At 73.6% G+C, this 791-nt stretch carries 1 protein-coding gene; it reads left to right on the forward strand.

The annotated features are described in order from the left end of the window. Positions 1-37: 37 nt before the first annotated feature. The coding region (locus tag PUR56_RS29460; RefSeq protein WP_329951185.1) for an acyltransferase domain-containing protein at positions 38-791 on the forward strand (754 nt) is incomplete at its 3' end.

A 791-nucleotide genomic window follows, 5' to 3' on the forward strand; every position in this document is an offset into this window, starting at 1 on the left:
GCCGAAGAGTCTGCACATCGACGCGCCGAGTTCGAAGGTGGACTGGGAGTCGGGTGCGGTCGCGCTGTTGACGGAGGAGCGGGAGTGGCCGGAGGTGGACCGGCCGCGCCGGGCCGCCGTGTCGTCCTTCGGCGTGAGCGGTACCAACGCCCACGTCATCCTCGAACAGGCCCCCGTCCAGGAGGCCCCCGCCGAGTTCGACGCCGGGTCCGTCACACCGGTGCCCTGGCTGCTCTCCGCCCGGACCACCGAGGCGCTGAGCGAACAGGCCGGGCGGCTCGCGGAGTTCGCGGATTCCCGGACCGCCGCCGAGGCGCCGGCCGTCGCCCGCACGCTCGCCTCCTCCCGTGCCGCGCTGGAGCGGCGGGCCGTCGTGGTCGCCGCCGATCAGGCGCAGGCGCTGACCGGACTGCGGGCGCTGTCCTCCGGCGAGGCTGTGCCCGGGTTGGTGGCGGGCCGTGCGGAGGTGGCGGGCCGGTCGGTGTTCGTGTTCCCGGGTCAGGGTTCGCAGTGGGTGGGGATGGGCCGGCGTCTGTCGGCCGAGTCCCCGGTGTTCGCGCGGGCTCTGGCGGAGGTGGAGGGTGCGCTGAAGCCGTATGTGGACTGGTCGTTGGTGGATGTGGTGAATCAGGTGCCGGGTGCCGCCTCGTTGGAGCGGGTGGACGTGGTGCAGCCGGTGTCGTTCGCCGTGATGGTGGGTCTGGCGCGGGTGTGGGGTTCGCTGGGTGTGGTGCCGGACGCGGTGGTGGGTCACTCGCAGGGCGAGATCGCGGCGGCGCATGTCGCGGGGA

The sequence above is a fragment of the Streptomyces sp. BE303 genome (assembly GCF_036290945.1).
In the GTDB taxonomy this organism is placed as follows: domain Bacteria; phylum Actinomycetota; class Actinomycetes; order Streptomycetales; family Streptomycetaceae; genus Kitasatospora.